Genomic DNA, 24,402 nt, shown 5'->3' on the forward strand with positions numbered 1-24,402 from the left:
CCGAACCCTAGACCTTGGCACAGTATCTATGAACACTCGGGGTCCCGCGCCGTCCGAGACGTCACAGTCTCATGAGGATTGTGGGCGCTTCCCACAGGAACGGCGTATTCATTCCCAGGGTGACACACCGGTCCCGCCCCGGGTCACACCCGGGGCAGCGATCCGACGCCGATGCCGCCTTCGATGGCCAGGATCCGGTGCAGCCGGGTCGCGACGAGGAGGCGCTGCAGCTGGGGCGGCACGCCGCGCAGCACGAGGCGGCGTCCGCAGCGCCCGGCGCGGCGGTGGGCGCCCATGATGACGCCGAGTCCGGTCGCGTCCCACGAGTCGAGTTCGGAAAGGTCGAGCACGAGGTCGCCGAGGCCGTCGTCGACGGCGGTGTGCAGGACCGTACGGGCGTCCGCCGCGCTGCGGACGTCGAGGCGGCCCCCGACGACCAGCTCGGCGTGGTCGCCCCTGATGTGCATATGCGCTCCCCGTGTGAGGCGGAAGTACTCGGGTACTCAGGTGGTCAGTGGTCCGGGTGATCGTGGTCCGGGTGATCTGGGTATGTCACAGCAACTGACGGGCCCGGTGAGCCAGAAGTTGCCGTCTGTAAGCGAACCGATACCGAATTCACCCCGACGGGTGACATGGCGTCAGGCGCCGCGTCACGCGTGCTTGTAGAAGCCCTGCCCGCTCTTGCGCCCGATGTCACCGGCGTCAACCATCCGGCGCATCAGCTCGGGCGGCGCGAACTTCTCGTCCTGGGTCTCGGTGTAGATGTTGCTGGTGGCGTGGAGCAGGATGTCGACGCCCGTGAGGTCGGCGGTGGCCAGCGGTCCCATGGCGTGGCCGAAGCCGAGCTTGCAGGCGATGTCGATGTCCTCGGCGGTGGCGACGCCCGACTCGTAGAGCTTCGCGGCCTCGACGACGAGGGCGGAGATGAGTCGGGTGGTCACGAACCCGGCCACGTCGCGGTTGACGACGATGCAGGTCTTGCCGACGGACTCGGCGAACTCCCGCGTGGTGGCGAGGGTTTCGTCGCTGGTCTTGTGGCCCCGCACGAGTTCGCAGAGCTGCATCATCGGCACCGGCGAGAAGAAGTGCGCGCCGACGACGCGCTCGGGGCGCTCGGTGACCGCCGCGATCTTGGTGATCGGGATGGCGGAGGTGTTCGAGGCGAGCACGGCCTCCGGGCGCACGAGCTTGTCGAGCGTGCGGAAGATCTCGTGCTTGACCTCCAGCTTCTCGAAGACGGCCTCGACGACGATGTCGGCGTCGGCGGCCGCGTCCAGGTCGGTGGTCGTGGTGATGCGGGCGAGCGCCTTCTCGGCGTCCTCGGCGGCGAGCCTGCCCTTGCTCACGAACTTGTCGTACGACGCCTTGATGCCGTCGGTGCCGCGGGTCAGGGCCTCGTCGGTGACGTCGCGCAGGACGACGTCCCAGCCCGCCTGGGCGGAGACCTGAGCGATGCCGGACCCCATGAGGCCGGCTCCGATGACGGCGAGCTTCCCTGCCACGTGCGCTTCCCCTAACCGCGTCGTCACGTACCGCGCGACCGCTTCTGTGCGTTGCTCCTTTTGCGGACCCTAGCGTCCGTGAGGGGCCGTGTGACCGCTTAGAGATGCGCGTCACGTCTCGAATGACGGACATCACACCGGCGCGGGGCGCCCGGTGTCATCAGGCGTCGCGGACGGCGTAGTTGAGCACCTTCTCGCTCAGAAGCCCCTCGATGTCGTCCAGGACGTCGAGCATCTCCCGTGAGACGGCGGCGGGGGTGCCGCCGTCGAGCATGCGCCGGCCGATGGCCGCCATGACGGTCGAGTGGATCCAGCCGATCTGACCGGCGATCAGATCGGGCAGCGGGTCGGCGTCGTCCGCGCCGGTCTCCTCGCGCAGGGTCGCGGTCAGGTTGTCGTGGACCTCCTGCTGGATGGCCCACAGACGGGAGCGCAGGGCGGGGGCGGCCTGCACGACGCGCATGAAGGCGCTGTAGCCGTCCATGAGGCCGACGCGCGGCGAGACGGCCTCGATCTCCTCGCGCAGTTCGCGCAGGACGGCGGTGGCCGCCGACTCCCCCGGCGCGCGCCCGCGCACCCAGCGGGACATGCGGTCGACGACGCCCTTGGAGCGGTCGAGGAACAGATCCTCCTTGGCCGGGAAGTAGTTGTAGACGGTGTTCACGGAGACGTCCGCGGCGGCCGCGATCTCGGCGACGGTCACCGCGTCGAAGCCCCGCTCCACGAACAGTCCGGTCGCGACGTCGGAGATGTACTGCCTGGTCTGCCGCTTCTTCCGCTCCCTGAGCCCTTCTGCCATGCCGTGATCGTACCGATCGGATGGGCCCACTGAAATTTTGGGGACGTTGCAAAATTTCAATGACTCTGTTTTTCTGGCCCGCATGGCAGTCATCAGCGCGTCCGGCCTCGCCCGGACCTTCCAGACCAGGCGCGGCCCGGTCGAGGCCGTCCGCGGAATCGACCTGCGCGTCTCCCCCGGCGAGATCCTCGGCTTCCTCGGCCCGAACGGCGCGGGCAAGACCACCACCCTGCGGATGCTCACGACCCTGCTCGCACCGACCGGGGGCGCGGCGACCGTCGCGGGCCGCGACCTCGCGACCGACCCGGCCGGGGTGCGGCGCGCCGTCGGCTACGTGGCCCAGTCCGGCGGGGTCGACCCGACCGTCTCCGTACGGGAGGAGCTGGTCACGCAGGGCCGCCTGTACCGGCTGACGAAGGCTCAGGCGACCGCGCGCGCCGAGGAACTGGCCGCCGATCTCGGCCTCACCGGGCTGATGGACCGCAGGACCGCGGCGCTCTCCGGCGGCCAGCGGCGCCGCCTCGACATCGCGATGGGGCTCACGCACCGCCCGCACGTGCTCTTCCTCGACGAGCCGACGACCGGGCTCGACCCCGGCAGCCGCGCCGACCTGTGGGACCTCGTGCGCAGGCTGCGCGCCGAGCACGGCACGACCGTCTTCCTCACCACGCACTACCTCGACGAGGCCGACGCGCTCGCCGACCGGATCGTCGTCGTCGACAAGGGAGTGGTCGCCGCCGAGGGCACGCCGAGCGCGCTCAAGCTCCGGTACGGCGGCTCCGCCGACGCCACCCTCCAGGACACCTTTCTGGCCATCACCGGACGCGGACCGGCGCCGGTGGACCAGGCCCCGGTGGCGGTGTGAACGCGATGAGGACACTCGCCTCCGACACGCTCCTGATCTTCGGCCGGTACGCCCGGCAGACCCTCTCCTCCAGGTTCCAGATGCTCTTCGGCGTCCTCATGCCGCTGCTGTACCTGCTCTTCTTCGGGCCGCTCCTGACCGGTCTGCCGCTCAGCGCGGACGGCGACTCCTGGCAGGTCCTCGTGCCGGGGCTGCTGCTCCAGCTCGGCCTGTTCGGCGCCTCGTTCTGCGGGTTCGCGGTCATCCTGGAGAAGGGCTCCGGCATCGTGGAGCGGATGCGCGTCACGCCGGTCAGCCGGCTCGCGCTGCTGCTCGGCCGCGTCCTGCGGGACACGCTGCTCTTCCTGTTCCAGGCGGTGCTGCTGGTGCTGGCCGCGTGCGCGATGGGCCTGCGGGCGCCACTGGCCGGCATCCTGATCGGCTTCGGGTTCACGGCGCTCCTGACCGTCTCGCTGGCGTCGCTGTCGTACGCGCTCGCGGTCAAGGTCGACAAACCGCAGGAGTTCGGGCCGGTCGTCAACGCGGTGACGATGCCCTCAATGCTCCTGTCGGGGCTGATGCTGCCGATGGCGCTCGCGCCGGGCTGGCTGGACGCGCTCTCGCACGTCATGCCGGTGCGCTATCTGGTGGACGCGGTCAGGGACGCGTACGTCGGTCAGTACGCGACGGCGCACATGCTGTACGGGACGGTCGCCGCGCTCGCCTTCGCCGCGCTCGCCGTGACGGTCGGCACACGCGCCTTCCGCGGCGCGGGGAGCTGACTACGCTGGCCGGATGGTCAATCTGACGCGCATCTACACCCGTACCGGAGACAAGGGCACCACCGCCCTCGGCGACATGAGCCGCACCGCCAAGACCGATCTGCGGATCGCGGCGTACGCGGACGCCAACGAGGCCAACGCCGTCCTCGGCACCGCCATCGCGCTCGGCGGCCTCGACGAGGAGGTCGTCAAGGTCCTCACGCGCGTGCAGAACGACCTCTTCGACGTCGGCGCCGACCTGTCGACGCCGGTCGTCGCGGACCCCGAGTACCCGCCGCTGCGTGTCGAGCAGTTCTACGTCGACAAGCTGGAGGCGGACTGCGACCGCTTCAACGCCGACCTGGAGAAGCTGCGCTCCTTCATCCTGCCCGGCGGCACGCCCGGCGCGGCCCTGCTGCACCAGGCGTGCACGGTGGTGCGCCGCGCGGAGCGCTCCACGTGGGCGGCGCTTGAGGTTCACGGCGAGACGATGAACCCCCTGACGGCGACCTACCTCAACCGCCTCTCCGACCTCCTGTTCATCCTGGCGCGCATCGCGAACAAGGAGGTCGGGGACGTGCTGTGGGTGCCCGGCGGAGAGCGTTAGGCCGTACCCGCCGGCTTCTTCTTCGGAAACACCGTGTAGCTCCCCGCGATGATCACGTTGATGGCGATCACGACCAGCATCCTCTGCTGCCAGGCTTCGAGGGAGCTGGTCGAGCCGTCCTCGCCCACGTACCAGATCGCGCCCTGCAACAGGCCCATCGCGATGAGCGCGGCCAGCGTCCACAGGCCGGCGACGCGCCACTCGTGCAGGGCGCGCGCGGTGCCGTACTTCGGGGTCGACGGGGGCGGACCGCCCGCGAAGCGGTGGGCGACACGGACGTCGACCCACTTGACCGTGTAGTGGCCGAGCGCGATGGAGTAGCCGATGTAGACGGCGGCGAGGCCGTGCTTCCAGTCGGGCTCGGCGCCGTTCTTCAGGTCGATGGCGGTGACGACGAACAGGAGCACTTCGAGGAGCGGCTCGCACAGCAGCACCGCGACGCTCGCGCGCGGCATCCTCGCCCAGTAGCGCAGCGCGAGCCCGGCGGCCAGCAGCACCCAGAAGCCGGCCTCGCAGATGATGATCAGCGTGACGATCACGGTGGACTCCTCTCGTCCTTCACCTCAAGGCTCGCCGCCACACGTCCCGTGATCGTCGTCGTCAGTGACGAATCGCGACTGCATCCTTCGATGTAGCGGCGGGCCGCTCCGCTTCGTCCCCGCGCTCCATGCCGTCGCTGGATCGTCCGTGTTGGATGGGGTCATGCACCTGCCGCCGCCCCGCCCGCACCGCGACGACGTCCGGATCGCCGCCGTGGGGCTGCTCGGCGGTCTCGCGCTGTGGGGCATCGGGCTCGGCATGAACACCGGACGCCTGTTCGACGGCGCGTGGCTGCTTGTCCCGCTCGTCCTGATGTCCGCCCTGGAGCTGCTGCGCCGCACCCGGCCGCAGTTCGCCGTGGTGGCGGGCACGCTCGTCCTGGTCGCGGACCAGTTCACGCAGGGCAGCCTGGCGACGGTCCTGATGTTCACGGACCTGATGTACGCGGGGGCCCTCTACGGCACCCCGGCGATGGCCCGCCGCCTGCCCGTCTCCACCGGTCTGGTCACCGTGGCCGCCACGCTCGGCTTCCTGGCCTGGTGGCGCGAGCCGGAGGCGGTCCTGGTGGGGGTGGCGACCGGCCTCGTCTCGTTCGGCCCCGCCGCCACCGGCGTCCTCGTCCGCAACCACCGCGACCGCGCCGCCGAGGAGCGGCTGCGCGCCGAGCAGACCGCGCTGCTCGCCGAGATGGACCGGGCGCAGGCGGTCACGGCGGAGCGCGCGCGGATGGCCCGCGAGCTGCACGACATGGTGGCGAACCACCTCTCCGCCATCGCCATCCACTCCACGGCCGCGCTCTCCATCGACGAGCCCGCCACCACCCGGACCGCCCTGGAGACGATCCGCGAGAACAGCGTCGAGGGGCTGGCCGAGATGCGCCGCCTCATCGGCATCCTGCGCGACGACAGCGGCGACACCGAGCCCGCCGCCGCCCCCACGCTCGACGGCCTGCGCGCCCTGGTCGAGCAGTCCCGCGCGAACGGGCTCGACGTCGCCCTCACCCTGACCGGAGCGACCGCGGGGCTGCCCGCGCCCGTCGAGCTCGCCGCCTACCGCATCGTCCAGGAATCCCTCACCAACGCGCTCAAGCACGCCTCGCCTGGCCGGGTCACGGTCGCCGTCGAGCGCCGGGGCGACGAGCACGTCGAGGTGCGCGTGAGCAGCCCGTACGGGGACAGGGACGGGCCGCGCGCACCCGGTTCCGGGGCCGGACTCGTCGGCATGCGCGAGCGGACGGCCCTGCTCGGCGGCGCCTTCGGCGCGGGCCCCGAGAGCCTCCCCGACGGGGGCAAAATCTGGCGGGTGAGAGCCGTGCTGCCGCTGGAGAACCCCGCACCCGAAGGAGAGTCCGCGTGATCCGAGTACTCGTCGCCGAGGACCAGACCGCCGTACGCGCCGGGCTCGTCCTGATCCTGAACAGCGCCCCCGACATCGAGGTCGTCGGAGAGGCGGCGGACGGCGAGGAGGCCGTGGAGCGGGCCCGCGCGCTCCGCCCCGACCTCGTGCTCATGGACGTACAGATGCCGCGCCTCGACGGCGTTTCGGCCACGCGCGCGGTCACCGGCGAGGGGCTCGCGGACGTGCTCGTCCTGACCACGTTCGACCACGACGCGTACGTCTTCGGGGCGCTGCGCGCGGGCGCCGCTGGGTTCCTGCTCAAGAGCACCGACGCGAAGGACTTGATCGAGGGCGTGCGGACCGTGGCGCGCGGCGAGGGGATGATCGCGCCGGCGGTGACCCGTCGCCTCATCGCGGAGTTCGCCACGGGCGCCGGACGAGCCGAGCCGCCCGCCGCTCCCCCGGAGCTGGAGACGCTGACGCGGCGCGAGCGCGAGGTGCTGGGGCGGCTCGGCGAAGGGCTGTCCAACGCGGAGATCGCGGCGCGTCTCGACATGGCGGAGGCCACCGTGAAGACGCACGTCAGCCGCTTGCTGGGCAAGCTGGGGCTGCGGAGCCGGGTGCAAGCGGCGGTGCTCGCGCAGGAGTTGGGTCTGTAGAGGTTTAGGCGCTGCTCAGCAGGTTGGCCGAAACCCGTAATTGGTTTAGACCTTGACCGCTGGTCCAGACCTTTCTATTCTCGCCGCACTGCGGTGAGCACACCCCCCACTTACGGTGCTCACGGGCGTCGCAGGGTTCCGTCCCCCGTCAGAGCGAACCCAGGAACACCCGAGGAGCCAGCAATGCGCTCAAGTGACGTACCCCGTCGAAGACTTCGGCACCGCACCACCGCGGCCCTGACCACCCTGCTGCTGCCCGCGGCGGCGCTGGTCGGCCTCGCCACCCCCTCCCAGGCCGCCGCCGAGGCCAGCGCGGTCACGGCCACCTACGCCAAGACCCAGGACTGGGGCAGCGGCTTCGAGGGCAAGTGGACCATCAAGAACTCCGGCGCCACGAGCATCAGTTCGTGGACCGTCGAGTGGGACTTCCCCTCCGGCACGAAGGTGACCTCGGCGTGGGACGCCACCGTCACCAACTCCGCCAACCACTGGACCGCCAAGAACCTCTCCTGGAACGGCACCCTCGCCCCGGGCGCCTCCATATCCTTCGGCTTCAACGGCTCCGGCACCGGCGCCCCCACGGGCTGCAAGCTCAACGGCGGCTCCTGCGACGGCGGCGACGTGCCCGGCGACGCGGCACCCTCCGCGCCCGGCACCCCGACCGCCTCCGCCATCACCGACACCTCGGTCAAGCTCTCCTGGTCGGCCGCCACCGACGACAAGGGCGTCAAGAACTACGACGTCCTGCGCGACGGCGCCAAGGTCGCCACGGTGACCGGCACCACCTACACCGACACCGGCCTCACCGCGGGCACCGACTACTCGTACACGGTCCAGGCCCGCGACACCGCCGACCAGACGGGCCCGGTCTCCGGCTCCGTCAAGGTCCACACCACTGGCGGCGGCACCGACCCGGGCAACCCGGGCACCGGCGGCAAGGTCAACCTCGGGTACTTCACCGACTGGGGCGTCTACGGCCGCCAGTACTACCCGAAGAACCTGGAGACCTCCGGCTCGGCCGCCAAGGTCACGCACATCAACTACGCCTTCGGCAACGTCCAGGGCGGCAAGTGCACCATGGGCGACGCCTACGCCGACACGGACATGGCGTACACCGCCGCCAACTCCGTCTCCGGCCAGGCCGACACCTGGGACCAGCCGCTGCGCGGCGCCTTCAACCAGCTCCGCCAGCTCAAGGCCAAGCACCCGAACCTGAAGATCCTGTGGTCCTTCGGCGGCTGGACCTGGTCCGGCGGCTTCGGTGAGGCCGCCAAGAACCCGGCCGCGTTCGCCGAGTCCTGCTACAACCTGGTCGAGGACCCGCGCTGGGCCGATGTCTTCGACGGCATCGACATCGACTGGGAGTACCCCAACGCCTGCGGCCTGACCTGCGACACCTCCGGGCCCGCCGCGCTGAAGGGGCTCACCTCGGCCCTGCGCGCCAAGTTCGGCACGAAGAACCTGGTCACCGCCGCGATCACCGCCGACGGCTCGGCCGGCGGCAAGATCGAGAAGACCGACTACGCGGGCGCCGCCCAGTCCCTCGACTGGTACAACGTCATGACGTACGACTTCTTCGGCGCCTGGGACGCCAAGGGCCCGACGGCCCCGCACTCCCCGCTCACCTCGTACAACGGCATCCCGCAGCAGGGCTTCACCTCCGCGGACGCCATCGCCAAGCTCAAGGCCCAGGGCGTTCCCGCGTCCAAGCTGCTGCTCGGCATCGGCTTCTACGGCCGCGGCTGGACCGGCGTCACGCAGAAGGAGCCGGGCGGCACGGCGACCGGCCCGGCGGCCGGCACGTACGAGCAGGGCATCGAGGACTACAAGGTCCTCAAGACCAAGTGCCCCTCGAACGGCACCATCGCCGGTACGGCGTACGCGCACTGCGGCACCGACTGGTGGTCCTACGACACCCCCGCGACCATCGCCTCGAAGATGAGCTGGGCGAAGTCGCAGGGTCTGGGCGGCGCGTTCTTCTGGGAGTTCTCCGGTGACACCACCAACGGGGAACTGGTCAGCGCGATCGACTCCGGCCTGAAGTAGTCACCCGGGGTTCTTAAAAGACCGAAGCCGGGCTGGTGGGAACGCCCCCCACCAGCCCGGCTTCTTCCATGCTCAAGCAGAAATGGCCGCTAGGCCACGTTCACCCGCTGCCCGGGCGGGGCCGCCTCCAGCCACGCCAGGAAACCGGTCAACGCGTCCTCGCTCATCGCCAGTTCGAGGCGCGTGCCCCGGTGCGTGCACGCGAGGACGACGGCGTCCGACAACAGCGCCAGTTCCTCCTCGCCCTCCGGGGCGCGGCGGCCGGTGACCTCGATGGCCGCGCGCTCCAGGATGCGCTTGGGCCGGGGCGCGTAGGAGAAGACGCGGAACCACTCGATGCGGTCACCGTTGTAGCGGGCGATGCCGTAGCCCCAGCCCTTGCCGGAGGTGTCCTCGGCGTCGGGGCCCGGCGCGTCCCACCGCAGGGAGCAGTCGAAGGTGCCGCCCGAGCGCTGGATCAGCCGGCGCCGCAGTCCGAAGACAAAGAGCCCCAGCAGTACGAGTACGACGACCGCGACTACGCACAGCACGAGAACGAGGACCATCTGCACCGACCTCCTCGCTTCTCGACAGATCCACACGCCAGATAACGGAACAGCAAAAACAGGTGTAGATGGCCTCAGCCGCGACCCGTTCCGGAGAGCGTATCTCCGGTCGGGCCGCGGCTGAGTCGCGTCTACTGGCTCGCTGGGGTCAGCGGGCCGCCACCGCACGCAGTCGGACATCGGCACGACGCTCGGCGGACGCGTCCGCGTCCGACTTCGCGCGCTCCAGCGCCCGCTCCGCCCGCTGGACGTCGATCTCGTCCGACAGCTCGGCGATCTCGGCCAGCAGCGACAGCTTGTTGTCCGCGAACGACAGGAAACCGCCGTGGACAGCAGCCACGACCGTCCCCCCGTCGCTCGTACGGATGGTCACCGGGCCCGACTCCAGCACACCGAGCAGCGGCTGGTGACCGGGCATGACGCCGATGTCGCCGGACGTGGTACGCGCGACGACCAGGGTGGCCTCGCCGGACCAGACACTGCGGTCCGCGGCGACGAGCTCGACGTGCAGCTCAGCAGCCAAGGTGGGCTCCTCGGGTCACCACCCGGCAACGCTCGCTGCCGGGTGTTGGGTCAAAGTCTAGTGGGCGTTGCGGGAGGGCCGGGAACGGACCCGGCCCTCCTGCTCGTCTCGGGGTCAGGAGACGCCGAGCTCCTTGGCGTTGGCCTTGAGGTCCTCGATGCCACCGCACATGAAGAACGCCTGCTCCGGGAAGTGGTCGTACTCGCCGTCGATGATCGCGTTGAAGGCCGCGATCGACTCGTCCAGCGGGACGTCCGACCCGTCGACGCCGGTGAACTGCTTGGCGACGTGGGTGTTCTGGGACAGGAAGCGCTCCACGCGACGGGCGCGGTGGACAGTGAGCTTGTCCTCCTCGCCGAGCTCGTCGATACCGAGGATCGCGATGATGTCCTGGAGGTCCTTGTACTTCTGCAGGACCGTCTTGACGCGCATCGCGGCGTCGTAGTGGTCCTGCGCGATGTAGCGCGGGTCCAGGATGCGGGACGTGGAGTCCAGCGGGTCCACGGCCGGGTAGATGCCCTTCTCCGAGATCGGACGGGAGAGCACCGTCGTCGCGTCGAGGTGGGCGAACGTGGTGGCCGGGGCCGGGTCGGTCAGGTCGTCCGCGGGGACGTAGATCGCCTGCATCGAGGTGATCGAGTGACCACGGGTCGAGGTGATGCGCTCCTGGAGGAGACCCATCTCGTCGGCCAGGTTCGGCTGGTAGCCCACCGCGGAGGGCATACGGCCGAGCAGCGTCGAGACCTCGGAACCGGCCTGCGTGAAGCGGAAGATGTTGTCGATGAAGAACAGCACGTCCTGCTTCTGCACATCGCGGAAGTACTCCGCCATGGTCAGACCGGCCAGGGCGACGCGCAGACGCGTCCCCGGCGGCTCGTCCATCTGGCCGAAGACCAGCGCGGTCTTGTCGATGACGCCCGACTCGCTCATCTCGTCGATGAGGTCGTTGCCCTCACGGGTGCGCTCACCGACACCGGCGAACACCGACACACCGTCGTGGTTGTTGGCGACGCGGTAGATCATCTCCTGGATGAGCACCGTCTTGCCGACACCGGCACCACCGAACAGGCCGATCTTTCCACCCTTGACGTACGGGGTGAGAAGGTCGATGACCTTGACGCCGGTCTCGAACATCTCGGTCTTCGACTCGAGCTCGTCGAAGTTCGGGGCCTTGCGGTGGATGTTCCAGCGCTCGCCCGTGTACTGCTCGTCGACGTTCAGGACCTCGCCGAGGGTGTTGAACACCTTGCCCTTGGTGAAGTCACCGACGGGCACCGAGATGCCCGTGCCCGTGTCGGTCACCGCGGCCTGGCGGACCAGACCGTCGGTCGGCTGCATCGAGATCGCGCGGACCAGGCCGTCGCCGAGGTGCTGGGCGACCTCGAGCGTCAGCGTCTTCTTCGCGCCCTCGTTGGCCGGGTCGGCCACCTCGACGTGAAGGGCGTTGTAGATGTCCGGCATCGCGTCGACGGGGAACTCCACGTCGACGACCGGGCCGATGACCCGGGCGACGCGGCCCGTGGCAGCGGCCGTCTCAACTGTCGTCGTCATTACCTGTCACTCCCCGCGGTCGCGTCGGCCAGAGCGGCAGCGCCGCCGACGATCTCGCTGATTTCGTTGGTGATCTCCGCCTGGCGGGCCGCGGAGGCCAGCCGGGAAAGCGTGTTGATGAGGTCGCCCGCGTTGTCGGTCGCCGACTTCATCGCGCGGCGCGTGGCGGCGTGCTTGGAGGCAGCCGACTGAAGCATCGCGTTGTAGATGCGGCTCTCGACGTAGCGCGGCAGCAGGGCGTCGAGGACGTCCTCCGCCGACGGCTCGAAGTCGTACAGCGGCAGGATCTCGTCGCCCTTGGACGCGGTCTCCTCCGCCACCTCCTCGAGGCGGAGCGGCAGCAGCCGGCTGTCGACGGCCGTCTGCGTCATCATCGAGACGAACTCGGTGTAGACGATGTGGAGTTCGTCCACGCCGCCCTCGGCCGTGTCCTTCTCGATGGCCTCGATCAGCGGGCCCGCGACCGTCTTGGCGTCCGCGTACGTCGGCTCGTCCGTGAAGCCCGTCCACTGCTCCGTGATCTTGCGCTCACGGAAGTTGTAGTGGGCCACACCGCGACGGCCGACGATGTACGTGTCGACCTGCTTGCCCTCGCCCTCAAGGCGCTCGGTGAGCTGCTCCGCGGCCTTGATGGCGTTGGAGTTGAAGGCGCCGGCCAGGCCGCGGTCGCTCGTGAGGAGCAGCACCGCGGCACGGGTCGCCGACTCCGCCTCGGTGGTCAGCGGGTGCTTGGTGTTGGAACCAGTGCCGACCGCCGTGACCGCGCGGGTGAGCTCGGTCGCGTACGGCGTGGAGGCCGCCACCTTGCGCTGCGCCTTGACGACGCGCGAGGCGGCGATCATCTCCATCGCCTTGGTGATCTTCTTGGTCGCGGTGACGGATCGGATGCGACGCTTGTAGACCCGGAGCTGGGCTCCCATGAGTCAGGTCCCTTCCTTACGTCACTTGGAGACGTTGACGGCCGGCGCGTCCTCGCCGAGAAGCTTGCCGTCCGAGGTCTCGAACTGCTTCTTGAACTCGGCGACGGCGTCGTCGATGGCCTGGATGGTCTCCTTCGGCATCTTCGCGCCCTCCTTGATGGAGGTCATCAGGCCCTGCTCCTTGCGGTGCAGGTACTCGATGAGCTCGCGCTCGAAGCGACGGATGTCCGCGACCGGCACGTCGTCCATACGGCCGTTGGTGCCGGCCCAGATGGAGACGACCTGGTCCTCGGTGGCCATCGGCTGGTACTGAGCCTGCTTGAGCAGCTCGACCATCCGCTGACCGCGCTCCAGCTGCGCCTTCGACGCGGCGTCCAGGTCGGAACCGAAGGCGGCGAACGCCTCCAGCTCACGGAACTGGGCCAGGTCGACGCGGAGGCGGCCGGACACCTGGCGCATGGCCTTGTGCTGGGCCGAACCACCGACACGCGACACGGAGATACCGACGTTCAGGGCCGGGCGCTGGCCGGCGTTGAACAGGTCGGACTCCAGGAAGCACTGGCCGTCGGTGATGGAGATGACGTTGGTCGGGATGAACGCCGAGACGTCGTTGGCCTTCGTCTCGACGATCGGCAGACCGGTCATCGAGCCCGCGCCCATGTCGTCCGAGAGCTTCGCGCAGCGCTCCAGCAGACGGGAGTGCAGGTAGAAGACGTCACCCGGGTAGGCCTCGCGCCCCGGCGGGCGGCGCAGGAGCAGGGAGACGGCGCGGTAGGCGTCGGCCTGCTTCGAGAGGTCGTCGAAGATGATGAGGACGTGCTTGCCCTCGTACATCCACTGCTGGCCGATGGCCGAACCGGTGTACGGCGCCAGGTACTTGAAGCCGGCCGGGTCGGACGCCGGGGCGGCGACGATGGTCGTGTACTCCAGAGCGCCGGCCTCTTCGAGGGCACCGCGCACGGAGGCGATGGTGGAGCCCTTCTGACCGATGGCGACGTAGATGCAGCGGACCTGCTTCTTCGGGTCGCCGGTGCGCCAGTTGTCACGCTGGTTGATGATCGTGTCGACGGCCAGGGCGGTCTTGCCCGTCTGGCGGTCGCCGATGATGAGCTGGCGCTGGCCACGGCCGATCGGGGTCATCGCGTCGACGGCCTTGTAGCCCGTCTCCATCGGCTCGTGCACCGACTTGCGCTGCATGACCGTGGGGGCCTGCAGTTCGAGGGCGCGGCGGCCGGACGTCTCGATGTCGCCGAGGCCGTCGATCGGGTTGCCGAGCGGGTCGACGACGCGACCCAGGTAGCCCTCGCCGACGGCGACGGAGAGCACCTCACCGGTGCGGTGCACCGGCTGGCCCTCCTCGATGCCGCTGAACTCGCCGAGGATGACGGCGCCGATCTCGCGCTCCTCAAGGTTGAGGGCGAGACCGAGGGTGCCGTCCTCGAACTTCAGCAGCTCGTTGGCCATGGCCGAGGGGAGACCCTCCACCTTGGCAATGCCGTCGCCGGCCACGGTGACCGTACCGACCTCCTCGCGCGAGGCCGCGTCCGGCTTGTACGCCTGGACAAAGTTCTCCAGCGCGTCCCGGATCTCCTCCGGCCGGATCGTGAGCTCCGCCATCTGGGTTCCCTGCTCTCCTTGTTGGGCCCGAAGTGTTCTTGGGGGGTCTGGGGTCAGCCCCCAGGAATCCTCTGCACGGCCCAACTAGGGCCGTCGGTAGTACGTGGTGAGGAAGGTCAGCCGGCCATACGGCGGCTGGCCTCCTCGATGCGGTCCGCGATGGAGCCGTTGATGACCTCGTCGCCCACCTGCACCTTGACCCCGCCGAGGACCTCGGGGTCCACGTCCAGGTTGAGGTGCATCTGGCGGCCGTAGAGCTTCGCCAGGGACTGGCCCAGGCGCTGCTTCTGCAGGTCGCTCAGCGGGACCGCCGTGGTGACGACGGCCACCATGCGCTCCCGGCGCTCGGCGGCGAGCTTGGAGAGGGACTCGAGTCCCGCTTCCAGGCTACGTCCCTGCGGCGCGGTCACAAGACGCTCGACGAGGCGCTCCGTGGTCGGCCGTGCCCGGCCGCCGAGAAGCTCCTTGACGAGGCTGCCGCGGGCGGCGGCCGACGCGGTGCGGTCGGTGAGCGCGGAGCGGAGCGCGGTGTTCGAGCCGACGATCCGGTCGAACCGGAACAGCTCGTCCTCGACGTCGTCGAGGTCACCGTTCTTCTGCGCCGCGGTCAGGTCCGCGGTGTTCGCCAGCTCCTCCAGGGCGTCGACCAGGTCGCGCGAGGCCGACCACCGGGCGCGGACGAGACCGGCCACCAGGTCGACGGCCTCGCCGCTGACCTGGCCGCCGAGCAGCCGGCCCGCGAGCTCGGCCTTGGCGTCCCCGGACTGCGACGGGTCGGTGAGGACCCGGCGCAGCGAGACCTCGCGGTCGAGCAGCGCGGTGACCGCGGCCAGGTCGCCGGCGAGCGCCGCGGCGTCGACCGACGTGGCGTCGGTCAGCGCGTCCAGGCGCTCACGCGCGGCGACGAGGGCCTCGCGGCTCGCTCCGTGCACGGTCATCGAGCAGCCTCTGCCTTCGTCGCGGCGTCGTCGAGCCCGTCGAGGAAGCGGTCGATCGTGCGCGACTGCCGGGCGTGGTCCTCCAGGGACTCACCGACCAGCTTGCCGGCCAGTTCCGTGGCCAACTGGCCGACGTCCTGGCGCAGCGCCTGCGCGGCGGCCTTGCGGTCCGCCTCGATCTGCGCGTGACCGGCGGCGATGATCTCCTCACGCTGCCGCTGGCCTTCCGCGCGCATCTCGGCGATGAGCGTGGCGCCCTGCTCCTGCGCCTCCTGGCGCAGCCGCGCGGCCTCGTGCCGGGCCTCGGCGAGCTGAGCCTTGTACTGCTCGAGGACGCTCTGGGCTTCGGTCTGAGCGGCCTCGGCCTTCTCGATACCGCCTTCGATGGCCTCGCGACGCTCTTCCAGAACCTTGTTGATGTTCGGGAGGAGCTTCTTGGCGAGGAAGCCGAAGACGATGACGAAGGCGATCAGGCCGATGACAAGCTCGGGGATCGGCGGGACGAGGGGATTCTCCATCTCCTCGGCCGCGATCGTGAGCAGCTGGCTCATTTCAATGCCTTTCGTCTAGTCGGCGGTTCGTGAATCCGTTGATCACGGGCCGTAGACGAACGGCATGACCAGGCCGATGAGGGCGAGCGCCTCACAGAAGGCGAAGCCGAGGATCTGGTTGGCGCGGATCAGGCCGGCCGCCTCGGGCTGACGGGCCAGGGCCTGCGTGCCGTTACCGAAGATGATGCCGACGCCGACGCCGGGGCCGATGGCGGCAAGGCCGTAACCGATGGAGCCGAGCGAACCGGTAACAGCGGCAAGGGTCTGGGACATGCCAGTTCTTCCTTTTCTGTGCGAACCGGTGGGGGTTGGCCACCGGACGTCTGAGGGGGTCTTGGTGGGGTCGCTCAGTGGTGTTCGGCGAGCGCGCCCTGGATGTAGGTGCACGTCAGAAGGACGAAGACGTACGCCTGAAGTGCCTGGATGAAGAGCTCGAACGCGGTCATCACGATGGTCATGACGAAGCTGACGCCGGCGTAGGCGATGCCGATGCCGTTCAGCAGGTACCAGCTGGCGATCGTGAAGAGCAGCAGCAGCGTGTGTCCGGCGAACATGTTCGCGAAGAGTCGCACGGCGTGCGTGAAGGGCCGCACCACCAGGTTCGAGAAGAACTCGATGAGCATGGCCAGCGGCAGGACCGGGCCGAGCGACTTGTCGTAGCCGGTGACGTTCTTGAAGAAACCGACGAACCCGTGGCGCTTAAAGGTCAATGACACCCAGAGGATGTAGACAATCGCGGCGAGTACGGCCGGGTAGGCGATGATCGACGTGACCGGGAACTGGGCGACCGGGATGATCGACCAGAGGTTCATCATCCAGACGAAGAAGAACAGCGAGACGATGAGCGGTACGTACTTCTCGCCCTCCTTCTTGCCGATCGTCTCGTAGACGACGCCACGCCGGACGAAGTCGTAGCCCGCCTCCGCGACCATCTGCAGCTTGCCGGGGACCATCTTGGGCTTGCGAAAAGCCGCCCAGAAGAAGCCGACCACGACGATCGAGCCGAGCAAGGCCAGCAGCATCGGCTTGTTGAAGTACATGTTGCTGTCCGCGTCGCCCCACAGGGGCTCGAACAGGAACGAGTGCAGGCCGGGAGCCGGGAATCCACACCCATCAAAAATGTGGCAGTCGGTCTCGAAGGCGAGCACCTGCGTCGGGTCAGCACTCACCGCGGGCTCCTTCAGCGTGGCGCATAGGTACGGCAACCTCGTTGTGTCGGCGCGGCGAGCAGCCGCGGTTCGGCACGGGACTGGTGGTTCGGATGTGGGGGCGGCGGTCGGGCATCGAGCCTCGCGCTACAGCAGGCGTCAGCTCAGTTGCCCGCGCCCGCGATGCCGCAGTTGGCACCGGACGATAGCAGGGTCGTGAACCCCCACTTATCCCGCCCCTACGCTTCACGACTTCGGCCCCGTCTTCTCGGGCTTCTCGCCCTTCTGGGAGTCGGGCTCGACGTAAAGGATCTTGGCCTTCATGTGGGCGCGCGTCTGCGCGCCGATCCACGCGAGGGTCGAGACGACGAGGGCGATCGCGAAGGCCCTCGGGTTGAACATCGTCGTGTCCTTGAAGAGGGCCATGAAGATGACCATCAGCAGCAACTGGGCCGCGTAGAGCATCAGGCCCATCATCTGGAACAGGTGCGGAAGAGACTTGGCGGTGCGCTCGAGGACCACGAGGCCGAGCCCCATGAAGAAGATCGCCACCACCGTGCCGACGAGCGCGCCGAGGGCCCCCTTGCCGCCCGCGACCGCGGCGCTGACCACGATGGTGATCGCGCCGACGGCAGCCGTCGGTACGGCGGTTTTGAGAAGGGTCCGTGCGTCGTGGGACGGCATGGCGGCAGCTCCGCTTTTTGATGGGGGCAGGGTGTCGTCATGGACGAGCGTAGTCCGGGGCCGAGAGAGAGATTCGGGCCGAGGGACCGTCGCACTACGGTCTTTCGGCTCTATCCCCGGGCTTCGTGAACGGTATCACAAACTATTTGATGCGGTCTTTACCTAGGACGTGTGCCAACCGTCACACGTGAGAGGGAACCTGCGCGTCTGCGCGCCACGACGGTCAACTTGTCTGGTATTGGGACGCTTTACGGGTGCGCGTCAGCGAGACGTCCCGGCTTTACGCCGATCCGTGATGCGCGAACGGGCGCCGATCGCTGTCGCTCCGTTGACGCCCGCCGGGACCGGGGTGCGGGGCTCGTCCGGCTCGGTGGTGTCCGGGGTCTCCGGGGACGGTTCGGGGCGGGGGCGGCGGCGGTAACGCGGGGGGACGACGCGTTGGGCCCACACGGGGACGCGGGGGGTGAAGCGGGGCAGGAGGAGCAGGATCAGGCCGACGAAGCTCAGGGCGACGATCGTCAGGACGACCCACATTCCGGATGCGGAGTGGACCGAGTAGGCGACCGCGCCGAAGGCGATGAGCGCCGACCAGAAGTACATGATCAGGACCGCGCGGCTGTGGGAGTGGCCGATCTCAAGGAGGCGGTGGTGGAGGTGGCCGCGGTCGGCGGCGAAGGGCGACTGCCCGTTCCAGGTGCGGCGCACGATCGCGAGGACGAGGTCCGCGAACGGGATCGCGATGATCGTCAGCGGCATCACCAGCGGGATGAAGACCGGGAGCATCGCGTGCGTGGTGTCGCGGGTCGAGCCGCCGAGGTTGAGCTTGAGGGCGTCCGGGTCGATCTGGCCCGTCATGGAGATCGCGCCGGCGGCGAGGACGAGGCCGATGAGCATCGAGCCCGAGTCGCCCATGAAGATGCGCGCGGGGTGCATGTTGTGCGGCAGGAAGCCCAGGCACATGCCGATCAGGATCGCCGCGAAGAGCGTGGCGGGGGCGGCGGCCTCGATGCCGTAGCCGTACCAAATGCGGTAGGCGTACAGGAAGAACGCCGCCGCCGCGATGCAGACCATGCCCGCCGCGAGCCCGTCGAGCCCGTCGACGAAGTTCACCGCGTTGATGGTGATGACCACGAGGGCCACTGTCAGGAGCGTGCCCTGCCATTGCGTCAGGCCGACCGTGCCGACGCCCGGGATCGGCAGCCACAGGATCGTCAGACCCTGCATGACCATGACGCCCGCGGCGATCATCTGCCCGCCGAGCTTGATCAGCGCGTCGATCTCGAACTTGTCGTCCAGGACACCGATCAGCCAGATCAGCGCGGCCCCGGAGAGCAGCGCCCGCGGCTCGTTGGACGAGTCGAAGACCTTGTCCAGGTTGGTCAGGTGGTCGGCGACCAGGAGGCCCGCGCACAGGCCGAAGAACATGGCGATACCGCCGAGCCGCGGTGTGGGTTCCCGGTGCACGTCACGCGCCCGGATCTCCGGCATCGCGCCGGCCACGATCGCGAACTTCCGCACCGGGCCTGTGAGCAGATAGGTCACCGCGGCCGTGATGCAGAGCGTCAGCAGGTATTCACGCACGGGCTTCCCCACAGGTATCGCTGGCCATCTCAGCCCCACACCCTAGTCTCGCGTGGTTGATGGTGTGGACTTCCGGGTAGCGAAGATGGTTGCACGAGTGACCGTACGGTGACGCCACCAAGGTCGGACAGGGGCACTTCCGGCCTCATCGGCGGGTGTACGGGGGGAAGCCCGCCGTCAGTTCGCGGACCTGGCCCCGTACCGCCCCGGGGTCGAGATCGCCGCGTACGACGCCCGCGAGGAGTTCCGCGATCCGGGCCATCTCCTCCTCCCCCATGCCCTGCGTCGTCACCGCGGCGGTGCCGAGGCGCAGCCCGCGGCCGTCGCCGTGCGGCAGGGCGCAGGTGTCGAGGACCATTCCGGCGGAGGCCAGCCGGCCGCGGGCCACTTGGCCCAGTACGCCCAGTGGTGCCGGGTCCAGCGTCACGAGGTGGGTGTCGGTGCCCCCGGTGGTCACGGCGAAGCCCTGGGCCACGAGCGCCCCGGCCAGCGCCTTCGCGTTGGCGACGACCTGATGCGCGTACGTGGTGAAGGCGGGTGCCGCCGCCTCGCCGAACGCGACGGCCTTCGCGGCGATGGTGTGCATCTGCGCGCCGCCCTGCGTGAACGGGAAGACGGCCCGGTCCACCCGGTCCGCGAGCCCGGCGCGGCACAGCAGCATGCCGCCGCGCGGGCCGCGCAGCACCTTGTGCGTGGTCGCGCAGACGATGTCGGCGTACGGGACGGGGTTCGGGGCCGCTCCCCCGGCGACGAGCCCGATGGGGTGGGCGGCGTCCGCGACGAGGCTCGCGCCGACGTCGTCGGCGATGGCGCGGAACGCCGCGTAGTCGATGTGGCGGGGGTAGGAGATCGAGCCGCAGACGATGACCTTGGGGCGGTGGGCGCGGGCCGTGTGGTGCACCTGGTCGTAGTCGATGAGGCCGCTCTCGGGGTCGACCCCGTACGGCACGAAGTCGAACCAGCGGCCGGAGAAGTTGGCCGGGGAGCCGTGGGTGAGGTGGCCGCCGGAGGGCAGGCCCATGGCGAGGACGGTGTCGCCGGGGCGCAGCAGGACGGCGTACGCGGCGAGGACGGCGCTGGAGCCGGAGTGGGCCTGGACGTTGGCGTGCTCGGCGTGGAACAGGGTTTTCGCGCGTTCGACGGCGAGGCGTTCGGCGACGTCGACGAGTTCGCAGCCGCCGTGGTGGCGGAAGCCTGGATAGCCCTCCGCGTACTTGTTGGCCAGCGGGGAGCCGAGCGCTTCGAGGACCGCGGGCGAGACGAAGTTCTCGGCGGCGATCAGCTGGAGGGAGTCGGCCTGGCGGGTTGCCTCGCCGGCGATGACCTCGGCTAGTTCGGGGTCCTGGCGGGTCAGCTCCGCCAGGGGTGCGGGATCAGTGGTGACCGGCATGGTCGGCTCCGGGCCTGCGTATGGGAGGGGTGCTTCCCAATGTAGGTCCGGAGCGCCCGGGGCGCCTGGGCTCGGGCAGTCGGCCTACTTGACGCCGGTCAGCGCCGCCACCACCGGGTCGAGCGCCTCGCTGATCTCGCTGCCGACCGAGCGGAAGAACGGCAGGGGTGCTCCGTACGGGTCGTACACCTCGTCGGCCTCGACGCTCGGGGCGAGGAGCCAGCCGCGCAGCGCCGCCGCGGCGCGGACCAGGGAGCGGGCGCGTTCGACGACGCCGCCCGCCTTGGTGTCGAGCGGGTCGGGCAGGGTGGCCGGGTCTATGGCCTGCACGAGCCGCGTGAACTCCTTCAGCGTGAAGGTGCGCAGGCCCGCGCTGTGGCCCATGGAGATGACCTGGGCGCGGTGGTCGCGGGTCGCGGTGAGGACGAGGTCGGCCCTTATGACGTGGTCGTCGAGGAGTTCGCGGCCGACGAAGCCGGAGGCGTCCGCGCCGAGCTCGGCGAGGACCTGTTCGGCGTTGGCCTCCATCGGGGCGCCCTCGTGGCCCCAGGTGCCCGCGCTCTCCACGATGAGGCCGCCGGCCAGCGGGTCGCCGAGCCGGTCCGCGAGGGCGTGCCGGGTCAGCCGCTCGGTGATCGGGGAGCGGCACACGTTGCCGGTGCTGACGTGGAGGATGCGGAAGGAGTCGCCGGGAAGCGCGGGCGGCGCTCCGTGGCCGGTGCCTATGCCACGCCCCGTCTCAGGGGCTGTCAATTCGCCACCTCGAGGTCGGGTACGACCTTGCGCAGCTCGTCGGCGGAGAGCGCGCCGGCCCGCAGCAGGACCGGGACCTTGCCGGTGACGTCGACGATCGAGGAGGGGACGATGCCGGGGGTGGGGCCGCCGTCGAGGTAGACGGAGACGGAGTCGCCGAGCATCTCCTGGGCGGCGTCGCAGTCCTCGGGGGCGCGGTGGCCGGTCAGGTTGGCGGAGGAGACGGCCATGGGGCCGACCTCGGTGAGCAGCTCGATGGCGACCGGGTGCAGCGGCATGCGGACGGCGACGGTGCCGCGGGTCTCGCCCAGGTCCCACTGGAGGGACGGCTGGTGCTTGGCGACGATCGTGAGGGCGCCAGGCCAGAACGCGTCGACCAGCTCCCAGGCCATCTCGGAGAAGTCCGTGACGAGGCCGTGCAGGGTGTTCGGGGAGCCGATGAGGACGGGGCTCGGCATGTTGCGGCCGCGGCCCTTGGCCTCCAGGAGGTCGCCGACCGCCTCGGCGGTGAAGGCGTCGGCGCCGATCCCGTACACCGTGTCGGTGGGCAGCACGACGAGTTCGCCGCGGCGGACGGCGGACGCGGCTTCGCGCAGACCGGTCGCGCGGTCGGTCGCGTCATTGGTGTCGTAACGCCGTGCCATTTAGCGGGCCTCCTGCTCGAATGCCTGTACTGCGGGTGTTGCTGCCGGTACGGAAGGGTGGTCGGGGGTCACGGCATCGCCTTGCGGGCGGTCGCGAACCTCGGCCGGTTGTTCAGGTCGGGGTGGTCGGCGGCGTCCGCCCAGCCCCGCTCCTCGGTGAAGATCCACGGCACGAGGCCGCCCTGCGTGTCGGCGTGCTCGATGACGACGACGCCGCCGGGGCGCAGGAGCCGGTGGGCGGTGCGCTCGATGCCCCGGATCAGGTCGAGGCCGTCCTCGCCGGAGAACAGCGCCATCTCCGGGTCGTAGTCGCGGGCCTCGGGGGCGACGTACTCCCACTCGGTGAGCGGGATGTACGGGGGGTTGGAGACGACGAGGTCGACCTGGCCGTCGAGGTCCGGGAAGGCCGTCAGGGCGTCTCCCTGGCGCAGGTCGACCCTGGACCCCTCGACGTTCTTCCGCGTCCACTGGAGGGCGTCCTCGGACAGCTCCACGGCGTGCACGCGCGAGCGCGGGACCTCCTGGGCGAGGGCGAGCGCGATGGCGCCGGAGCCGGTGCACAGGTCGACGATGAGCGGTTCGACGACGTCCATCGCGCGGACGGCGTCTATGGCCCACCCGACGACCGACTCGGTCTCCGGGCGCGGCACGAAGACACCGGGTCCGACCTGGAGCTCCAGGTAGCGGAAGTAGGCGCGTCCGGTGATGTGCTGGAGCGGTTCGCGCGCCTCGCGGCGCGCGGTCGCCTCCCAGTAGCGGGCGTCGAAGTCGGCGTCCTTGACGGTGTGCAGCTCGCCCCGCTTCACGCCGTGCACGAAGGCGGCGAGCTCCTCCGCGTCGTTGCGCGGCGAGGGCACGCCGGCGTCGGCCAGCCGCCGGGTGGCCTGGGCCACTTCCGCGAGCAGCAGGTTCACGCTGGTCCTCCGAGCTGTACGGGGAGCTGTACGGGTGGGGTTACGCGGCGGCGAGCTTGGCTGCCGAGTCCGCGTCGACGCACGCCTGGATGACGGCGTCGAGGTCACCGTCGAGCACCTGGTCCAAGTTGTACGCCTTGAAGCCGACGCGGTGGTCCGAGATGCGGTTCTCCGGGAAGTTGTACGTGCGGATCTTCTCGGAGCGGTCGACGGTGCGGACCTGGCTGCGGCGGGCGTCCGCGGCCTCCTTCTCCGCTTCCTCCTGCGCGGCCGCGAGCAGCCTGGAGCGCAGGATACGCATGGCCTGCTCCTTGTTCTGGAGCTGGCTCTTCTCGTTCTGGCAGGAGGCGACGACGCCGGTGGGGAGGTGCGTGATGCGCACGGCGGAGTCGGTCGTGTTGACGGACTGGCCGCCGGGCCCGGAGGAGCGGTAGACGTCGATGCGCAGGTCGTTCGCGTTGATCTCGACGTCGACCTCCTCGGCCTCGGGCGTCACGAGGACACCGGCGGCGGAGGTGTGGATGCGGCCCTGGGACTCGGTCGCCGGGACGCGCTGCACGCGGTGGACGCCGCCCTCGTACTTCAGGCGGGCCCAGACGCCCTGGCCGGGCTCGGTCGCGCCGTTGCCGCCCTTGGTCTTCACGGCGACCTGGACGTCCTTGTAGCCGCCCAGCTCGGACTCGGTGGCGTCGATGATCTCGGTCTTCCAGCCGACGCGCTCGGCGTAGCGCAGGTACATGCGCAGGAGGTCGCCGGCGAACAGGGCGGACTCGTCGCCGCCCGCGCCGGCCTTGACCTCGAGGATGACGTCCTTGTCGTCGGACGGGTCGCGGGGCACCAGGAGGAGGCGCAGCTTCTCGGTGAGCTCCTCGCGCTGCTTCTCCAGCTCCTTGACCTCGGCGGCGAAGTCCGGGTCGTCGGCCGCCAGCTCCTTGGCGGTCTCGATGTCGTCGCCGGTCTGCTTCCAGGAGCGGTACGTCGCGACGATCGGGGTGAGCTCCGCGTAGCGCTTGTTCAGCTTGCGCGCGTTGGCCTGGTCGGCGTGGACCGAGGGGTCCGCGAGCTTCTTCTCCAGATCGGCGTGTTCACCGATGAGGTCCTCGACTGCCTCGAACATCTCCGGCTCCTGCGTTCATACGGGGTGACTGTGTCGTTGCGACACGAGAAGGGGGCTGCACCGCAAAGCGCCGGTCCCGGCGCCCCGCGATCGGGGCACCGGAGACCGGCGCTGAAGCCTCGCTACTTGTTGCCGACGGCAGCCTTGCCGAAGCGGGCCTCGAAGCGGGCCACACGGCCACCGGTGTCGAGGATCTTCTGCTTGCCCGTGTAGAACGGGTGGCACTCGGAGCAGACCTCGGCACGGATGGTGCCGGAGTCGATGGTGCTCCGCGTGGTGAACGAGGCGCCACAGGTGCAGCTCACCTGGGTCTCGACGTACTCGGGGTGGATGTCGCGCTTCAAGGTGTCTCCTAGGTTCGGGAGGGCGCCGGGTCGCTGACGCGGATTGCGGGAGCGTGAACCGGAGCCGACGTACCAGTCTGCCAGGA

27 protein-coding genes are annotated in these 24,402 nt (G+C 69.8%); 6 read left to right on the forward strand and 21 right to left on the reverse strand.

The window, feature by feature from the left end:
• Positions 1 to 143: 143 nt before the first annotated feature.
• The 3 genes from ABZ877_RS04180 to ABZ877_RS04190 form a co-directional block, all read right to left on the reverse strand.
• Positions 144 to 467, reverse strand: coding sequence for an STAS domain-containing protein (locus tag ABZ877_RS04180; protein ID WP_361064016.1), 324 nt, complete (start codon positions 465 to 467; stop codon positions 144 to 146).
• A gap of 183 nt (positions 468 to 650) precedes the next feature.
• A complete protein-coding gene (locus tag ABZ877_RS04185; RefSeq protein WP_361064019.1) occupies positions 651 to 1,502 on the reverse strand; it encodes a 3-hydroxyacyl-CoA dehydrogenase family protein in 852 nt (283 codons plus the stop codon).
• A gap of 160 nt (positions 1,503 to 1,662) precedes the next feature.
• Positions 1,663 to 2,301 (reverse strand): TetR/AcrR family transcriptional regulator, encoded by a 639-nt coding sequence (locus ABZ877_RS04190; RefSeq protein WP_361064022.1) that lies wholly within the window; start codon positions 2,299 to 2,301, stop codon positions 1,663 to 1,665.
• Positions 2,302 to 2,383: 82 nt separating this feature from the next.
• Between ABZ877_RS04190 and ABZ877_RS04195 the strand changes: the two genes are divergently transcribed.
• The 3 genes from ABZ877_RS04195 to ABZ877_RS04205 are packed head-to-tail and all read left to right on the forward strand — an operon-like array spanning position 2,384 to position 4,513.
• Positions 2,384 to 3,166, forward strand: coding sequence for an ATP-binding cassette domain-containing protein (locus ABZ877_RS04195; RefSeq protein ID WP_361064025.1), 783 nt, complete (start codon positions 2,384 to 2,386; stop codon positions 3,164 to 3,166).
• A gap of 5 nt (positions 3,167 to 3,171) precedes the next feature.
• The gene (locus tag ABZ877_RS04200) at positions 3,172 to 3,927 is read left to right on the forward strand and encodes an ABC transporter permease (RefSeq protein WP_361064028.1); all 756 of its coding nucleotides are present in this window, start codon (positions 3,172 to 3,174) and stop codon (positions 3,925 to 3,927) included.
• 13 nt (positions 3,928 to 3,940) lie between these two features.
• Positions 3,941 to 4,513, forward strand: a complete 573-nt coding sequence (locus tag ABZ877_RS04205; protein ID WP_361064032.1) for a cob(I)yrinic acid a,c-diamide adenosyltransferase — start codon at positions 3,941 to 3,943, stop codon at positions 4,511 to 4,513.
• On the opposite strand, the gene ABZ877_RS04210 is transcribed toward ABZ877_RS04205, so the two are convergent.
• Entirely contained in the window at positions 4,510 to 5,052 is a 543-nt protein-coding gene (locus tag ABZ877_RS04210) for a hypothetical protein (RefSeq protein ID WP_361064034.1), read from the reverse strand. The two genes, ABZ877_RS04205 and ABZ877_RS04210, sit on opposite strands and share 4 nt — an antisense overlap.
• 163 nt (positions 5,053 to 5,215) lie before the next feature.
• Here ABZ877_RS04210 and ABZ877_RS04215 point away from each other — a divergent pair, with 163 nt between their 5' ends.
• The 3 genes from ABZ877_RS04215 to ABZ877_RS04225 all read left to right on the forward strand — a co-directional run bounded on the left by ABZ877_RS04215 (position 5,216) and on the right by ABZ877_RS04225 (position 9,096).
• Positions 5,216 to 6,409 (forward strand): histidine kinase, encoded by a 1,194-nt coding sequence (locus ABZ877_RS04215; protein ID WP_361064037.1) that lies wholly within the window; start codon positions 5,216 to 5,218, stop codon positions 6,407 to 6,409.
• The gene (locus tag ABZ877_RS04220) at positions 6,406 to 7,050 is read left to right on the forward strand and encodes a response regulator transcription factor (protein ID WP_361064039.1); all 645 of its coding nucleotides are present in this window, start codon (positions 6,406 to 6,408) and stop codon (positions 7,048 to 7,050) included. Before ABZ877_RS04215 ends, ABZ877_RS04220 begins: the two co-directional genes overlap by 4 nt.
• Before the next feature lie 183 nt (positions 7,051 to 7,233).
• Positions 7,234 to 9,096, forward strand: coding sequence for a glycoside hydrolase family 18 chitinase (locus ABZ877_RS04225; RefSeq protein WP_361064042.1), 1,863 nt, complete (start codon positions 7,234 to 7,236; stop codon positions 9,094 to 9,096).
• A gap of 89 nt (positions 9,097 to 9,185) precedes the next feature.
• On the opposite strand, the gene ABZ877_RS04230 is transcribed toward ABZ877_RS04225, so the two are convergent.
• The 17 genes from ABZ877_RS04230 to rpmE all read right to left on the reverse strand — a co-directional run bounded on the left by ABZ877_RS04230 (position 9,186) and on the right by rpmE (position 24,316).
• On the reverse strand, positions 9,186 to 9,641 hold the full coding sequence (locus ABZ877_RS04230) for a DUF2550 domain-containing protein (protein WP_361064045.1): 456 nt from the start codon (positions 9,639 to 9,641) through the stop codon (positions 9,186 to 9,188).
• A gap of 148 nt (positions 9,642 to 9,789) precedes the next feature.
• Complete coding sequence (locus ABZ877_RS04235) at positions 9,790 to 10,164, reverse strand: F0F1 ATP synthase subunit epsilon (protein WP_361064048.1); 375 nt, start codon at positions 10,162 to 10,164, stop codon at positions 9,790 to 9,792.
• Positions 10,165 to 10,278: 114 nt separating this feature from the next.
• Positions 10,279 to 11,715, reverse strand: a complete 1,437-nt coding sequence (gene atpD / locus ABZ877_RS04240; RefSeq protein WP_361064051.1) for a F0F1 ATP synthase subunit beta — start codon at positions 11,713 to 11,715, stop codon at positions 10,279 to 10,281.
• Complete coding sequence (locus ABZ877_RS04245; RefSeq protein ID WP_361064054.1) at positions 11,715 to 12,635, reverse strand: F0F1 ATP synthase subunit gamma; 921 nt, start codon at positions 12,633 to 12,635, stop codon at positions 11,715 to 11,717. The genes atpD and ABZ877_RS04245 overlap by 1 nt, the downstream gene beginning before the upstream one ends.
• Before the next feature lie 21 nt (positions 12,636 to 12,656).
• The gene (gene atpA, locus ABZ877_RS04250) at positions 12,657 to 14,252 is read right to left on the reverse strand and encodes a F0F1 ATP synthase subunit alpha (protein WP_361064057.1); all 1,596 of its coding nucleotides are present in this window, start codon (positions 14,250 to 14,252) and stop codon (positions 12,657 to 12,659) included.
• A 116-nt stretch (positions 14,253 to 14,368) separates the two neighbouring features.
• Positions 14,369 to 15,184: a F0F1 ATP synthase subunit delta gene (locus ABZ877_RS04255; RefSeq protein WP_361064742.1), complete on the reverse strand. Its 816-nt coding sequence runs from the start codon at positions 15,182 to 15,184 to the stop codon at positions 14,369 to 14,371.
• A 2-nt stretch (positions 15,185 to 15,186) separates the two neighbouring features.
• The gene (locus ABZ877_RS04260; protein ID WP_361064059.1) at positions 15,187 to 15,741 is read right to left on the reverse strand and encodes a F0F1 ATP synthase subunit B; all 555 of its coding nucleotides are present in this window, start codon (positions 15,739 to 15,741) and stop codon (positions 15,187 to 15,189) included.
• A gap of 42 nt (positions 15,742 to 15,783) precedes the next feature.
• Positions 15,784 to 16,014 (reverse strand): ATP synthase F0 subunit C, encoded by a 231-nt coding sequence (atpE, locus tag ABZ877_RS04265; protein ID WP_030768902.1) that lies wholly within the window; start codon positions 16,012 to 16,014, stop codon positions 15,784 to 15,786.
• Positions 16,015 to 16,088: 74 nt separating this feature from the next.
• The gene (gene atpB, locus ABZ877_RS04270) at positions 16,089 to 16,910 is read right to left on the reverse strand and encodes a F0F1 ATP synthase subunit A (RefSeq protein ID WP_361064064.1); all 822 of its coding nucleotides are present in this window, start codon (positions 16,908 to 16,910) and stop codon (positions 16,089 to 16,091) included.
• Positions 16,911 to 17,135: 225 nt separating this feature from the next.
• Entirely contained in the window at positions 17,136 to 17,573 is a 438-nt protein-coding gene (locus tag ABZ877_RS04275; RefSeq protein ID WP_361064067.1) for a hypothetical protein, read from the reverse strand.
• Positions 17,574 to 17,834: 261 nt separating this feature from the next.
• Positions 17,835 to 19,154, reverse strand: coding sequence for an MraY family glycosyltransferase (locus ABZ877_RS04280; RefSeq protein ID WP_361064070.1), 1,320 nt, complete (start codon positions 19,152 to 19,154; stop codon positions 17,835 to 17,837).
• A gap of 145 nt (positions 19,155 to 19,299) precedes the next feature.
• On the reverse strand, positions 19,300 to 20,544 hold the full coding sequence (gene glyA / locus ABZ877_RS04285; RefSeq protein ID WP_361064073.1) for a serine hydroxymethyltransferase: 1,245 nt from the start codon (positions 20,542 to 20,544) through the stop codon (positions 19,300 to 19,302).
• A gap of 84 nt (positions 20,545 to 20,628) precedes the next feature.
• Entirely contained in the window at positions 20,629 to 21,270 is a 642-nt protein-coding gene (locus tag ABZ877_RS04290) for a protein-tyrosine-phosphatase (protein ID WP_361064745.1), read from the reverse strand.
• Positions 21,271 to 21,293: 23 nt separating this feature from the next.
• Positions 21,294 to 21,941 (reverse strand): L-threonylcarbamoyladenylate synthase, encoded by a 648-nt coding sequence (locus tag ABZ877_RS04295; RefSeq protein WP_361064076.1) that lies wholly within the window; start codon positions 21,939 to 21,941, stop codon positions 21,294 to 21,296.
• 68 nt (positions 21,942 to 22,009) lie between these two features.
• The gene (prmC, locus tag ABZ877_RS04300; RefSeq protein WP_361064079.1) at positions 22,010 to 22,855 is read right to left on the reverse strand and encodes a peptide chain release factor N(5)-glutamine methyltransferase; all 846 of its coding nucleotides are present in this window, start codon (positions 22,853 to 22,855) and stop codon (positions 22,010 to 22,012) included.
• 40 nt (positions 22,856 to 22,895) lie between these two features.
• Entirely contained in the window at positions 22,896 to 23,972 is a 1,077-nt protein-coding gene (gene prfA / locus ABZ877_RS04305; RefSeq protein WP_361064082.1) for a peptide chain release factor 1, read from the reverse strand.
• 122 nt (positions 23,973 to 24,094) lie between these two features.
• Positions 24,095 to 24,316: a 50S ribosomal protein L31 gene (rpmE, locus tag ABZ877_RS04310; RefSeq protein WP_361064085.1), complete on the reverse strand. Its 222-nt coding sequence runs from the start codon at positions 24,314 to 24,316 to the stop codon at positions 24,095 to 24,097.
• Positions 24,317 to 24,402 lie beyond the last annotated feature (86 nt).

The sequence above is a fragment of the Streptomyces sp. NPDC046939 genome, from assembly GCF_040644575.1.
Taxonomy (GTDB): Bacteria; Actinomycetota; Actinomycetes; order Streptomycetales; family Streptomycetaceae; genus Streptomyces.